Origin of the sequence: Flavobacterium sp., from assembly GCF_032153895.1 — a bacterium.
Taxonomy (GTDB): domain Bacteria; phylum Bacteroidota; class Bacteroidia; order Flavobacteriales; family Flavobacteriaceae; genus Flavobacterium.
On record NZ_JALDYN010000011.1, the window covers coordinates 23,961 to 38,873 of the forward strand.

A 14,913-nucleotide genomic window follows, 5' to 3' on the forward strand; every position below is an offset into this window, starting at 1 on the left:
TCAAATTTAAGCAAAGCTAACTTTAAAATTCGGTTTGATTTCTTAAAATAATAATAAAAATGCTATTTTTGAAAAGCTTAATAAAAACCGAAACTACAAGCATATGCAAAACATAAAAACAAAACTTCTTCCCTTTTTTCTTTTAGCCACCGGAATTTCTTTTGCTCAATATACAGAAGAAATTAACTCGAATCGTCCCGGAAAATCATTCGGTGCGTATTCTATCGGAAAAACTGTAATTCAGGCAGAAACAGGTATTTATTACCTAAAAGAAGAACATGATTTAGCGGAAACAGAATCAAAAGGTTTCGGACTGGATTTAGCACTTCGCTATGGTGCCTTTTTAGAACAATTGGAATTCATTGCTGAAATGCAGTACCAAACCGACAAATTTGAAACTCCGGTTTCAAGCGAAAACCGCAATGGTTTCAAACAATTAATCGTTGGTGCAAAATATCTGGTTTACGATCCGTGGAAAAATTACAAGGAAAAAGTAAATGTATACAGCTGGAAAGCCAACAAAAAATTCAAATGGAGAAAATTGTTGCCGGCTGTTGGAGTTTATGCTGGAGCCAATTTCAATGTAGGTGAAAATCCGTATACCTTTCCAAACGATCCGAGTTTCAGTCCGAAAGTGATGTTATTATTGCAAAATCACTTTGGAAACAAAACGGTATTAACGACAAACATTATCTACGACAAATTCACAACAGACTATCCATCAATGGGATACATCCTTACTTTAAGCCGTGCAGTTGGTGAGCGTTGGTCGGTCTATTTAGAAAATCAAGGCTATAAAAGTGATTGGTATGGCGACAGCGTTTTACGTGGTGGAGGTGCTTTCTTGCTGAAGAAAAACATGCAAATTGATGTTTCGTTAGGAACCAATTTTAAAGATACGCCGTCTATTCTTGGTGGCGCTGTTGGTTTTTCGTGGCGTTTTGACAAAAACTACAAACCGATTGAAATTAAAGAAGGTAAAGAAGTGAAAGGCGATTCGAAAGGAAAAGCTGCTGAAGAAAAGAAAAACCGTACCGACGAAGTAAAATAACATGATTACAATACAAGAGGTAACCTCAAAAAAAGAGTTGAAGGAGTTCGTTTTGTTCTCCTTCGAACTTTTTAAAAACAATCCGTATTGGATTCCGCCGATTATTGCTGACGAATTGGAATCGTTTGATGCGGAAAAAAATCCTGCGTTCCAATCGGCTACGGTAAAATTTTATTTAGCGTTTAAAAACAATAAAATAGTCGGAAAAGTAGCTGCCATCATCAATTGGGATGAAGTAAAATTACTTGGAAAGACAAAAACTCGTTTCGGTTGGTTTGATGCTATCGACGATATCGAAGTAACCAAAGCACTTTTGAATCAGGTAGCCGAATTCGGAAAAGCTAACGGCATGGATCATATTGAAGGGCCAATGGGGTTTTCCAATCTGGACAAAGTCGGTGTTTTAACCGAAGGGTTTGATCAGTTAGGAACGATGATTTCCTGGTACAGCCCGCCCTACTACAAAGAACATTTCGAAAAACTGGGTATGGCAATGGAAAAACAGTACTATGAAAGTTATTTTTCCATGGAAGCAGTAAATCCGGCACCCTTTCAACGAGCGAGTAAAATGATTAAAGAGCGTTACGGATTAAAAGTTCTCAACTTCAAAAAAACCGAAGACGTAATGCCATATGTTGATCAGATGTTTGAACTTTTCAACAGTTCGTATGCTTCGTTACAATCGTTTGTGGCTATTAATGAAGAAACTCAGGAATATTTCAAGAAAAAGTACATCAGTTTTATCAATCCGGAATACATCAAATTCATCATTGATAAAAACGAAAAAATGATTGGTTTTACGGTAGTAATGCCATCGTTTGAAAGAGCTTTACAAAAGGCGAAAGGCAAATTGTTTCCGTTTGGTTTTATTCATTTATTGTGGGCGAAAAAGCATTCTAAAGAAGTTGTTTTTTACTTGATTGGTGTAAGTCCGGAATATCAAAACAAAGGGATTACCGCTGTAATTTTTGATGAATATTACAAAGAATTCAAAAGTAAAGGTATCAAACGTTTCATCCGAACTCCGGAGCTTGAGGAAAACCATGCCATGCATAATTTATGGAAGAATTTCGATCCGACAATTCACAAATGGAGAAGAACTTACCGTAAAGATATATAAACAAAAAACCGAAGATCGCTCTTCGGTTTTTTTATAATTTGTCTTACTGAAATTACTCTGCAGAAACGTCTACTGTAGTTTTTTCAGCAATTGCTTTATAGGTTCCGTTGGATAATTTTTCACGAATAGCTTCGAAGGCTGATAATGTTTCATCAATATCCGCAATCGTGTGTGAAGCCGTTGGAATCATACGTAACAAGATAATACCTTTCGGAATTACCGGATAAACCACGATAGACAAGAAAATGTTGTAGTTTTCACGTAAATCGTTTACCATTACCATCGCTTCCGGAATTGAACCTTCTAAATATACTGGCGTTACACAAGTATTCGTATCACCAATGTTGAAACCTTTAGATTTTAATCCGTTTTGCAAATAGTTTACATTTTCCCAAAGTTTGTCTTTCAACTCTGGCATCGTACGCAACATTTGTAAACGTTTCAAAGCTCCAACGGTGAAAATCATCGGTAAAGATTTAGCAAACATTTGAGAACGTAAGTTGTATTTTAAGTAATCGATAATGTCTTTATCTCCTGCTACGAAAGCTCCGATACTTGCCATAGATTTTGCAAACGTTGAGAAATACACATCAATTCCTTCCTGACAACCTTGCTCCTCACCTGCTCCTGCTCCAGTTTTACCTAAAGTTCCGAAACCATGTGCATCGTCAACCAATAAACGGAAGTTGTATTTTTTCTTTAAAGCAACGATTTCTTTCAGTTTACCTTGTTGTCCTCGCATTCCGAAAACACCTTCCGTAATTACTAAAATCCCACCTCCTAATTCGGTAGCCATTTTAGTAGCACGTTGTAAATTTTTCTCTAAACTTTCAACATCATTATGCTTGTAGGTAAAACGTTTTCCCATATGAAGACGAACACCGTCGATGATACATCCGTGACCATCCACATCGTAAACGATAACGTCATTTTTAGTAACCAATGCGTCGATAGTAGAAACCATTCCCTGGTAACCAAAGTTCAATAAATAAGCTGCTTCTTTACCAACGAAAGCTGCTAACTCATCCTGTAATTGCTCGTGTAAGGTTGTGTGACCAGACATCATACGCGCACCCATTGGATAAGCGGCTCCGTATTGTGCAGCTGCTTCAGCATCAACTTTACGGATTTCAGGATGATTGGCCAATCCTAAATAATCGTTAATTGACCAGTTTAAAATTTCTCTTCCGTGGAATTGCATTCTTGGTCCTAATTCTCCTTCTAACTTTGGAAACACGTAGTAACCCTCTGCTTGTGAAGCCCATCTTCCTAAAGGACCTTTATTGTTTTGTATTCTTTCAAATAAATCTTTTACCATAATTCAAGAATGTATAAGTCTGATTTTAAATCGCTCCAAAAGTAATTATTTCTGTTTTCCTATCATAATTATTTTGAAAAGATAGTGGTAAAAATATTTATTTAAAAAAATGACAATATTCTAAAAGTTTGAATTACATTTGCACCCGAACGCACAGCAATGTGGTTACACGTTCAACTTAAAAGTCGGGGGCTCCACCTCGGCTTTTTTCTTTTATAAAAAGCTACACAGCTTTCCTTCACATATCAAAATACACTAGAGACAGTGACTTATTCCTATTTTCTAATATGAATACACTATAATTTCCGTCATAATTATTGGTAGTAAACATAAACTTGATATGCTGCTACCAAAAAAATAATTACAGCTAGAATAGCAATCCAAAATTTTTTAATAAAATTCATGGCTTATAGTTTAAAATTGATTTCTATCTGAAGATAGCAATAGAAGAACACTATTAAAATGTTCTTCTATTGCATAAAAAAGATTTTATCGTTGAAAACTGGATTCTTTATCCAAATTTGTGCTCTAACTATTTTTCAACAATGATAAAATCTGACCTTCTGTTTATAAAATGCTCGTCTTCAGAACATTTTACACCGTTACTGCACTGATTTCTTAATCGGGATTCTCCAAATCCTACGGCGCTTTCAATTCGCTCCGGAGAAATTCCTTTAGATAGAATATAGGTTTGTGTTGATTTGGCGCGGTTATCTGATAATTTTAAATTATACAAATCCTTCCCTCTGGAGTCTGTGTGTGATTCGATTCTGATTCGCACTTTAGGAAAGTTTTGCAAAACGTAAACCACTTTATCCAACTCTGTTGCGGCTTGTGGTGTAATGTCCCATTTGTCGTAATTGAAGAAAATCGGGTTGATGTCTATTTTTTCATTACCGTTATCTTTTACAACAAAATCTTCCAATTTACTGAGTTCAAAATCAAGTTTGTGAATGGCGCCGTCTTTATCCAGAGTTATCAGTTCTTTTTCCTGAGTACTGTAATCTGGTTTGGATGCACTGATTTTATAGGTGTGATTACAAGGTAACTGAAATTCGAAGGTTCCATCTGCTTTTGTAGGGAATTCATTTTTAAGATCTCCGAACGGATCAAACACTTTGATTGTTGCTCCTGAAAGTCCAATCTTATCTTTTGTGGTTACCACTCTTCCTTGAACAATTTGATTGCATTCCGGCTTTTTCTTGATAAAATGATAGATGTCATCGTCGCCTTTTCCCGTTTCACGATTTGATGACAAATAACCGTACTTTAATTCTTTATCAATGATGAATGCAAAATCATCTTTATTACTGTTTGCCGGCTCGCCTAAATTTTTAGGCTCGGAGAATTTTTTACCATGCTGTTTACTTTCTAAAATGTCCAATCCTCCAAAACCATAATGCCCGTCAGACGAGAAATACAAAACGCCATCGTTGTAAAAAGGGAACATTTCCCTGCCAATAGTGTTAATTTCAGGTCCAACGTTAATTGGTGTATTAATCTTTCCGTCTGAAAAAACCTCAGCCATGTATATATCTGTTTCTCCATAACCGCCCGGCATATCTGAAACGAAAAACAGCCACTTTCCGTCTGGACTTAAATTAGGATGCCCTACACTATAATCTAAACTGTTGAAAAACATTTTTTCGGTTTTAACTACCTTATCCCCTTCCAGCCATCCTTTAATGATTTGAAAATTATTGGTTCTCTTTTTCCCGTTTTTCAATCGGTTACCTTTTAAAGTGTTTGTCGTGTAATAAAAGGTTTTTAAATCTGGTGAAAACGTAATTGTTGCATCATGATAGCTAGAATTAATTTCTTTTAGAAACAGCTGCTCGTTGGTTAACGCACCGTCAGAAACACTTCTGTCTGCAACATACATGCTTAAAAAAGGCTGTTGGTTCCAAGTATAAATTTTGGTATCACCTTCAACACTCTCCTTACTTGATGAAAACACCAACTGATTACCATAAAATGTTGCTCCAAAATCTGAATTAGCGCTATTATTTTCAAGGTTTCTCAAATCATACAACGGTGTTCTTTTAGAAATACTGTCTATGTATTTCTGATTGTTAGCAAAATGAGTGATTTGCGTGTTATCACCCTTCTGTTTTAAAAAATCTTTGGCTATTTGATTCGCTTTATCGTAATCTCTGACACTTCTTAGAGTTTGAGTATAACGCAATATGTATTTATCCGACAAACTCAATCCTTGCATATCGTACAACTTTTGATACCACGTAAGCGCTTTTCGCATATCATTTAAATAATAATAGGTATCTGCAATATTTGAAATGGTTTCAGCTGATGTTATCGACGGATTAGTTTCCAAATACGATTCATATAACTTGGAAGCCTCAACATAAGACATTTCATCAAACAATTTTTCAGCAGCTTTTAATTTCGATTGGGCAAACAGGACGCTTGTAAACAACAATAATCCCAGTGTATATATAGTTCTCATATGCATTAGTATTAAAAGAAACGTGGCGATTTAATAGTAGATGATTTGGATGTTAATTGATATCGCAATATAATTTCGTGCGTACCATCGTTATATTTGTTCAGGTCTGTAACCGTATAATCGAAAGAATATCCTAAGAAGAAATCTTTAAGAAACTGAATACCAACTAAAGCACTGACAGAATCATCCCAACGGTAGGAAGCTCCTAAAGTGACTTTTTCCTGAAGCAGAAAATTTGCAGAAAGATCCGTAGACAATGGTGCACCTCCAACAGCTTTTAAAAGCACTGATGGTTTGAATTTTACCGATGATGACAAATCAAAAACATAGCCTCCGATAAAATAATAATGAAGTTTATCTGATACTACAGACTCTTGGACATCATCGTAATAATCATATCGCAAAAAGTTAGGTACAGATACTCCGGCGTACCATTTATCTGAATAAAAGTAGATACCGGAGCCTATTAAACCCATCATTTTGTTGTTGATATTGGTATTCAGCAACACATCGTTACTATCGTAATAACGACCTTTTGACCAATCGATATCCAACACCCGAATACCCGCTTTTGCTCCAAATGCCAGTTTTGTTCTGTAATTTAAATCTATAGCATAGGAAACATTTCCCGCAAGAGTATTTTCACTAGACGGCCCTAATTTATCACTGATAATATTAAGCCCCAAACCGATTTTTTTATTTCCTACTGGCGAATGAACGCCTAAAGTACCGGTTTGTGGCGCTCCGTCAATTCCAACCCATTGCTTCCTGAGCAATAAATTAGCCTCTAAAGCTCCTACCGAACCTGTGTATCCGGGGTTTACCATCATAGTATTGTACATGTATTGGGTATATTCGGGGCTTTGTTGTGACAGCGTTACTTGCGGAAGGAAAACCAAAGTCAATACTGTGATTAACTTTGATAATGTGGTATTTATCTTCGTTTTCATAAATTGTTTTTTTGTGGATTTTAAAAAGACTGATTTTCACTTATCGCATTATAAATAACCATCCTGACTTAATGATGTTTTCAGCATCTCCAGATTCGAAAGTATAGTAGTACGTGCCTGTTGCCAAAACATTACCATCAAAAGTGTTACTAACATTGGAAATTCCTCTCCAATCGTTTGCATAACCTCTGGTTTCGAAAACCAAATTGCCATAGCGATTATAAATTGCCAATTTGTTATTAGGATAAAACTCTGCACATTTAATATTAAAAGTATCGTTGGAACCGTCTTCGTTTGGAGTAAACTCATTGTAAACAGTAAGACAAGGATCTTCCCCAACGCCTCCAACACAAATTTCCACCACAATATTTAAGGTTTCAGAACTCGGTAGATTACAAACCAAGCTGTTGTTGTATGACACCCCAACTGAATTTACGCCCGGCTGCTGCCATGTTATAGTAACAAAGTCATCATTAACTCCTCCACCTGCAGTAATAAGACCATCGTCGCTTACAGTCCATATATAATTACTCATGCCGGATTCTGTTGTATACGTAACCGATGACAAAATACAAGTCGTGTTCAATCCTCCGTTAATTGTTGCCGGACCACTGGCATTAAAGTTAACCGTTATTCCTAAAAGTGTTGTACTCAAACATCCAGTAATCGAATCAGTCATTCCTGCGTAATAGGTAGTTCCATCTTCTAAAAGTGTGGTTGAAGCTAAAACATTTCCTCCAGTTGGTGCATCGTACCAAATTACTCCAGCTTCATTAACCTGAAGCGAAGCAATTGTTGGATTGTCAGCTTCGCAAAAATCTTGTATTGTTCCAGTGGTTGTAGGAGTCTGTCCCTCATCAAGATTTGCAGAGACTGCAAGAAGAATTTCACTTGAACAGCCAGTTACACTATCTGTAATTCCAGCATAATAAATTTGTCCGTCAACTAATAGTGTTGTTGATGATAAAACATTTCCACCTGTTGGCGCATCATACCAAATCACACCCGTTTCATTAACCTGAAGCATTCCTATAGTAGGACTATCCGAAGCACAAAACTCCTGAGTAGTATCGGTTGTGGTTGGTGTTGAAACGCTATTAAGGCTAACAGTAACCGCAAGAAGTGAGACGCTAGAACATCCAGTAACAGCATCCGTAATTCCAGCATAATAAATACCGCCATCCGTTAATGGTGTTGTTGAAATCAAGACATTTCCTCCCATTGGTGCATCATACCAAATAACTCCAGCCTCGTTTACCTGAAGCATTGCTATTGTTGGATTGTCAGATCCACAAAAATCCTGCGTTGTGTCATTTGTAGTTGGTGTAGCAGTACTATTAAGATTAACAGTAACAGCTAAAAGTGATGTACTCGAACATCCGGTAACAACATCCGTAATTCCGGCGTAGTAAATTCCATCGTCTACTAAAGCTGTTGTTGGAGCGATTACATTACCACCTGATGGTGCATCATACCAAATTACCCCTGTCTCGTTTACCTGAAGTGAAGCCACTGTTGGACTGTCAGCACTACAAAAATCTTGTATCGCATCGGTTGTAGTCGGTGTAGCAACAACATTTATTTGCGCGGTGACCTCTAATCGGGTTGAACTGGAACATCCCGTTACATTATCTGTCAAACTTCCGTAATAAATCATTCCGTCAACCAATGCAGTTGATGAAGAAATAATATTCCCATTCGCTGGTGCATCATACCAAATTGTTCCAGCTTCATTGGTTTGTAGCATTGCTACTGTTGGATTTTCAGACTCGCAAAAGCTTTGTATCGCTTCTGTAGTTGTTGGTGTTACAGTATCATTTACCTGAACGGTAACCGCTTTTAACGTTCCAGGCATATTGGAACAGGTCGTATCACTTGCCATCGAAATATAATACGTATACGGACTATTCAAAGTGGTTAATCCTGTAACCGTTAATACGCCGTTGGCATCTATCAGATAAGTAATTCCACCAAAAGTTCCATTTGAAACCGGTTGGGTTGTATCGTTTGTAAAATACCAGCTGAACTGCGGATTTGTCAGTGAACTGTTTGGTTCTAAAATTACTGGATTTCCAATACAAACATTTTGATTAGCAATTTGAATATCTGCATCTGTAGAAAATGGTAAAATTGTGAAGGTTACAGATTTTCTGTCTGGTTGTAATGTTTCACAATATTCATCAGAACTAACTCCGACATAATAGGTGTATGTACCTGGTGTCAATCCTGTTAATTGTAATACATTTCCGTTTTGTCCCGGTATCAAAACCTGATTGGTTCCGTCAAAACTATACCAATAATAAACCGGATTGGTTACTACTGCTGCTACTGAACTTAACTGTGCTGTTAAAGTGACATTTCCTGTATCGCTACAAATGGTCGTATCTGTCGTTGCATTCACCAAAACATCCATTAAATAAGGTTCAGGTGCAGCAGGCATCACTGTTACGGTTACTTTTGTACGTGATAAAACTTCGCAACCTCCACGAATCGGCTGAACAAAGAAATCATAAGTTCCTCCTGTAATATTGGCTGGAATTGTATATGAAATTCCATCCGCCAAAACATTCCCTCCCGTTGCAGCATCATACCAACGGTAAGTTGTACAGGCATCCGGAACAATACTTACGCTTCCTCCCTGACAAACTGTAATGGTAGTATCTGGAGTATCTGTGATATCAATTAATGCCTCACGTTTCACATAGTGTACTTGCACAAAATCTAAAACATTGGCAACACCTCCTAAACGGATTCTTACTCTGTCATAGGATGGTAATTGCGTGTTTGAAACAAAGATTATTTCACTACCCCCATTAAGCAGTTCTATATTTGCAGTGGAACCATCAGCGATAAGAGGATTTCCAACCGGAACATTGCCCATATAAGCCTGCACAGTAAATCCTGCCAATGCTCCTACGGATAATACCGAACCGGATTTAGTCAATTTTATTTTAAGAATATCTGTTGGTTGTGAAGCGGTTTTAAATTTAACCGTTAAATCTGAAGCTGATAGCACTCCTACTCCGTTGTACATTGTAGCAAAACTGTCATCATCATTATCAACGGCATTCCACGGATTTTGAACACTTGTTGTACTGGTTAAAACTCCTATTCCCAAATCGTAAACTCCATGAAAAACATCTTCTATATCTCCCGGTGAACAAACTGCGGGGTTTTCTTCAACATAATAATAAGCCTCATAAACTTTGGCATTTTGAGCCACACTTAGCACAGAGCCAACAATGATTCTAACACCATCGTATGGTTTGGGTCCCGTAATATTTGACGGTACAAACGTATACTCAAAACAATTCTCTCCTGGAAGCAAATCAAGTAAAGTCCCCGAAAGTGGCTGAATAACTCCGATGTCTTCCGGTACACCCATTCCGTTTCTTTTGGTTCCGACAACTGATATGGCTCCAATTAACGCTAAACCACTGTATTCGGTACCTAATTTTACGGTTAATGGCGTACCGGCCGGTATGGTTGAATTCCATTGAAGTGTCTGCCAAGTTGTACCCACGCCTAAAAGACCTAAACCAGTTGTAATTGTGGAATACGTTTGTGGATTGTTGTCTATGGCTTGGTTGTTATTTGAAACTCCACCTGTTATTATAGAACCTTCGGTTTGAGTTTCTGCATAAACTCTTCTTGTTGCTATGCCGCAATTCGCCGGATCATTAACAACAATTGTTACAGTTATTGTAGTATTACACAATGAATTACTCGCTACTGCAGTGAATGTAAAGCTTCCCGATGTAGTAAAAGGCCCCGCAATATTTGAAGCCAATGCATTACCATCTGAATCATACCAAATAACTGTTGCGTCTGAAGTGTACGTTAACGTTACACTATCTCCTATATTCACATTATAAGTAGTTGGATTAACTTGTAATACTGGTAACGGATTAACCGTAACGACCACTTCCTGCATAACCGAAGCACAAACATTTGAAGCATTTGAAGCCTGAACATAATACGTTCCGTTTACGCTAATATTTTGAGCATCTTCCGCTGTTATTGGATTACTAGCTCCATCAAAAAAACTGTAGGTTGTTGCACCGGTTGTGTCAAAACCGACAATAGCATCAGCTAGATTTACAGAACCACATCCTGATAGTGTCGGGGAAACTGTTAGCAAAGTCTGAGTTGGGAAAACAACTTCAACAGGTAACAAAGTATTCGCTGCATTTTCACACAAACCGGCTACTTCGACTGCTATGAAATAAGTCATTGGAGTATTTCCAGAATTCAAACCTGTTATGGTTAATTCACCGTTCGTTGTATTTTTAACATACGTAAGTCCCGAATGTCCTGAAAAACCAGTATCAATTTCCTGACTCATCAATTGGTCAGTGTAATAATTGAAAGAAGAATTTGCAATAAGCGTTGTTGGATTTAAAATGGCCTCACCCGAGCAACTTGCAGTTATTGGACTACTTATAGTAATGTCTGCTGCTGTTGGTAAATCTAACACCGTCACAACAACCGGAATCCTTGATGATAACTGTGGACATCCAATTTTGCGACTTGCCACATAATATGTTGTGGTAGTATTTAAAACTGGCGTGGTATATCCGACGTTAAATGCGGTAACCGCTATTGGAGTATTGCTAGTAGAAGAATCAAACCATACTAATTCGTTGTCATTGGCCGTATCTGCTAACAATGTAACCGATTGTCCTTCGCATATTGTTGCGTTTTGAGAACTTAACGCAATAGTTGGAGCAGCGGGTGATTTGTATACGTCATAAAAACGAACGCCTTTGGTAAGATTCAACTGAACAAGTGATGACAAAGTCAATTTAACCCTATCAAATGGTTGCCCAGGCGAAATCGGTATGGTGGCTTTTTGACCTCCACTTAATAAGCCTAACAAATCTAAATCTAGAACAGTTCCAACATCGAGGGTATGTACAACATTCGTTCCGTTTAAGGCTTCAATTTTAAAGCCATCAGACAAGCCAAGCGATAATATAGACGGATTATCCAACTGCACTGTAACATGCACCTGATCTGTTGGATTTGATAACGCGTCGAAATATACCGTCTGACTCATCGTTCCGGCCAAAGACAACACACCTAAACTTATATGGGAATAACTATTAGCATTAGTATCAATTGCATTTTCAGAATTAGAAACGCCAGCTGCGCCTAAACCTAGCAAATCAACAGTTCCACCGGTTCCGTCAAAAGAAGTTGCAAATGGAGAAATGCAGACATTCGTACCATCTGTATAATAAGCGTGATAAACCCGCATACTATTAAAAGTTCCCAACAGAAGTGCACTAGTAGTATCTGTAATCTCAACTCTATTATATGGCTGATTGGGCGTTATGGCAAAATAAAAATTCCCATTAACGTCTTTTATCAGTTTACCAGCTTCTGTAGAAAAGTTATTTTGACTGGAATAAATTGCTACTGTTGACGCATTGTTTTTGGCCGCAACCGTAAAATAATGATTCCCCAAAACAACTGTTCCTAAAAGATCTGCTAATCCTCCTCCTAAATTTCCTCCTAACAAGGCATTAAGAACATCCTGATCAAAATCGATTCTAATAAATGTTGTTTTACCTGCGGGCAAAGTAGATGGGAATTCGAGTTCAACTTTTCCACTATAACTCCCTAGACCAACAGCTACACCTCCATACGAATTAAGAGTCGTGTATGAATTATCATAAATAGTAGCATTTAAAGGGCTAGTTGCGTGATCTGAAGACACCAGTGTACTGGCATTCACATAGCTAACCTGTCCTGTAGCAACGGTTTGAATCATAAAAGACAATACCGAAAGACAGCATACAAGGAAAGATTTATCCCTGAGAGTAGGCTTCCAATTCATAAGCGATAATTTTACGGGTTAATTTATTTTTGCTTTATGAGCTTAACTCATATACTTGTAACCACTTAAAAAATCAAACTTTTCACCTCTCCCTTTCTTACTCTGTCTGATGCTTTTACAACACCTTCAAACCATCATCATTAAATCATTCTCATTTTATTTTTGCAGATTTAGGGATAATCTTTTGACTTAAGATGCATAAATCACTCAGATTTAATTTTTAAATCAAAAAATCGCAAAAAGTCATTTTATTTGAATGCAATTTTCTTTTACTTGACATTTAATATTTTTATTATTTGAGGCTTTTATCTTGTTAAATATTAATTTTAATAAATTTTTATATAGACTTCTTCTAAATAATCACAATTTCATTGTAAATATTTATTTTTTTTATAGCTTGCTAATCATCAACAAAATAGCTAGTCGTCTCTCACACACAAAGATTAGCGGCATTTGTTAAATTATTAAGGAGTGAGAAAATATTAATTATTGCGAATTTAAATCATTACCGTAACGAATAACTCGTCTTATTCTTACACTTTATAGTAAAGCTAGTCTAAAATTTATTCTTATGCAAGAAAATAATTCGCAATTTGCGAAAAATACGATAAAAGGATTGAAAAAATCGTTAAACGTAAAGACCGATCTCGAGTTAGCGAAAATTTTAGATGTAAAACCCAATACCATTTCTACCTGGAAAAAGAGAAACACGCTTGATTATCAAAAAATAATTCAGAAATGTCTTGAACACAGTATCGATTTACACGAATTGTTCAGAAAGGAAAACGAACAAATAACAGATGAGCAGGAAATTTCCATCATTTCTAAAGAATTAATCTATCAATACACTCGTGGTCAATTAAGTTCGCTATCAAGACTTCCATCGGCTAAGTTGCCTTTTAACTTTGATAAAGACACGCTTATTTTTCAAATTGAAAATCAAAAAAAAGAGAATCAGAGCCCCACGAGTACATTCGCAATCTGTAAAAAAATTGAATTACCAGAAACAAGAGAAAACGAGTTATATATTGTAATCAGCCAAAAGAAAGGTTTTTTTATCGCTTTTATCCAAAAAGATAGTGATTCCGAATCTATTATCTTAAAACAAGAAGATCAACCCGCTTTTAATGATTCGATATCCATTGCTCTTGATGATATTGACGAAATATGGGAAATAAAAGGAAATCTTTCTATTTGGTAGTTTAACACTTTAAAAGCAAATTGACTTCTTCTCGAATTTCAAGTACAAATTTTAATTCATCCGAAATCACAATTGTTTATAAACTCTATTGTCAAATTCAAAAACCCATAATCAGTATCTAAAAAAGTAAATTAGTTTTTTAGATACTTTATTCAAAATCAGACAAAATTTCACATACTGGATTATGCAATAAAGCAACTTTGATAATGTCATTTGTACTAAAAAAGCCTTCCACACGCAAAACTCTGTCGATATCCTCAAGGTCAAAATCAACTTTAAGATTTGGGTATATGAAAAGTAAATCACTTTTAATTTTCTGCATTTGTTTACCATTTTTAATAGAAGTTTTAAAAACTTCTATTTGATACTTACTTACATCATTCATCATTTTCCGTTTTGCATTAAGAATTCTTTTGTAGACAATTGTATTATTTTTAAAAACCCATTGAATATCACTTAAACTCATATCTGTTTTCATTATGGAAAGAAAATAATTTATATTACTTTTTCTTGTTATGTTTAATTCTGTTTTTGGCGATTTTTTAAGAAATTCATAATTAATCCAGAAAAAATCATATTCTGAAATATTTTTTAGATTAAAATGATAATTCTCCAGTTTTGCTTTTATCATATTTAAAAAATTAAGGTTTTATCTTTTTCTTGGATCTGTATTTTTATATTCTCTCAATACTTTTTGAAACGCAATAATATCAACAGGCTTATGAAACAATTCTATTGCTGAAGGGTATTTCAAAAGTAATTTTTGTGGTCGTGTTGGTCTTTTCTCGAAACCTCCATCGCAATTTGGGCATGTATTTTCTAATATATTTTGTACACAGTCTAAACAGAATGTACACTCGAAACTACATATCATGGCTTGATCGCTATCATTTGGAAGCGATTGTCCGCAATTTTCACAATTAAGTCTTAATTCTAACATAAACTATTATTTTGGGTTTAATTAGAC

The 14,913-nt window shown here is 36.1% G+C and carries 9 protein-coding genes; 3 read left to right on the forward strand and 6 right to left on the reverse strand.

Annotated features, from left to right (window positions below; all coding sequences use genetic code 11):
* The first annotated feature begins 103 nt into the window (after positions 1 to 103).
* Both RUH60_RS05980 and RUH60_RS05985 read left to right on the forward strand, forming a co-directional pair.
* Positions 104 to 1,051, forward strand: coding sequence for a transporter (locus RUH60_RS05980; protein WP_313806407.1), 948 nt, complete (start codon positions 104 to 106; stop codon positions 1,049 to 1,051).
* A gap of 1 nt (position 1,052) precedes the next feature.
* A complete protein-coding gene (locus tag RUH60_RS05985) occupies positions 1,053 to 2,171 on the forward strand; it encodes a GNAT family N-acetyltransferase (protein ID WP_313806409.1) in 1,119 nt (372 codons plus the stop codon).
* A gap of 52 nt (positions 2,172 to 2,223) precedes the next feature.
* Here the strand turns inward: RUH60_RS05985 and RUH60_RS05990 are convergent, their stop codons facing one another.
* The 4 genes from RUH60_RS05990 to RUH60_RS06005 form a co-directional block, all read right to left on the reverse strand.
* Positions 2,224 to 3,489 carry an aminotransferase class I/II-fold pyridoxal phosphate-dependent enzyme gene (locus RUH60_RS05990; protein WP_313806410.1) on the reverse strand — a complete coding sequence of 422 codons (1,266 nt, stop codon included), beginning with the start codon at positions 3,487 to 3,489 and terminating at the stop codon, positions 2,224 to 2,226.
* 532 nt (positions 3,490 to 4,021) lie between these two features.
* On the reverse strand, positions 4,022 to 5,953 hold the full coding sequence (locus RUH60_RS05995; protein WP_313806412.1) for an OmpA family protein: 1,932 nt from the start codon (positions 5,951 to 5,953) through the stop codon (positions 4,022 to 4,024).
* An 11-nt stretch (positions 5,954 to 5,964) separates the two neighbouring features.
* Positions 5,965 to 6,903 carry a type IX secretion system membrane protein PorP/SprF gene (locus RUH60_RS06000; RefSeq protein WP_313806414.1) on the reverse strand — a complete coding sequence of 313 codons (939 nt, stop codon included), beginning with the start codon at positions 6,901 to 6,903 and terminating at the stop codon, positions 5,965 to 5,967.
* A gap of 40 nt (positions 6,904 to 6,943) precedes the next feature.
* Positions 6,944 to 12,745 carry a gliding motility-associated C-terminal domain-containing protein gene (locus RUH60_RS06005; RefSeq protein WP_313806416.1) on the reverse strand — a complete coding sequence of 1,934 codons (5,802 nt, stop codon included), beginning with the start codon at positions 12,743 to 12,745 and terminating at the stop codon, positions 6,944 to 6,946.
* Positions 12,746 to 13,316: 571 nt separating this feature from the next.
* On the opposite strand from RUH60_RS06005, the gene RUH60_RS06010 reads away from it, so the two are divergent.
* Positions 13,317 to 13,946 (forward strand): helix-turn-helix domain-containing protein, encoded by a 630-nt coding sequence (locus RUH60_RS06010; RefSeq protein WP_313806418.1) that lies wholly within the window; start codon positions 13,317 to 13,319, stop codon positions 13,944 to 13,946.
* 148 nt (positions 13,947 to 14,094) lie between these two features.
* Here the strand turns inward: RUH60_RS06010 and RUH60_RS06015 are convergent, their stop codons facing one another.
* Positions 14,095 to 14,577, reverse strand: coding sequence for a hypothetical protein (locus RUH60_RS06015; protein ID WP_313806420.1), 483 nt, complete (start codon positions 14,575 to 14,577; stop codon positions 14,095 to 14,097).
* A gap of 18 nt (positions 14,578 to 14,595) precedes the next feature.
* Entirely contained in the window at positions 14,596 to 14,886 is a 291-nt protein-coding gene (locus RUH60_RS06020) for a DUF1272 domain-containing protein (RefSeq protein WP_313806422.1), read from the reverse strand.
* Between the last annotated feature and the right edge of the window lie 27 nt (positions 14,887 to 14,913).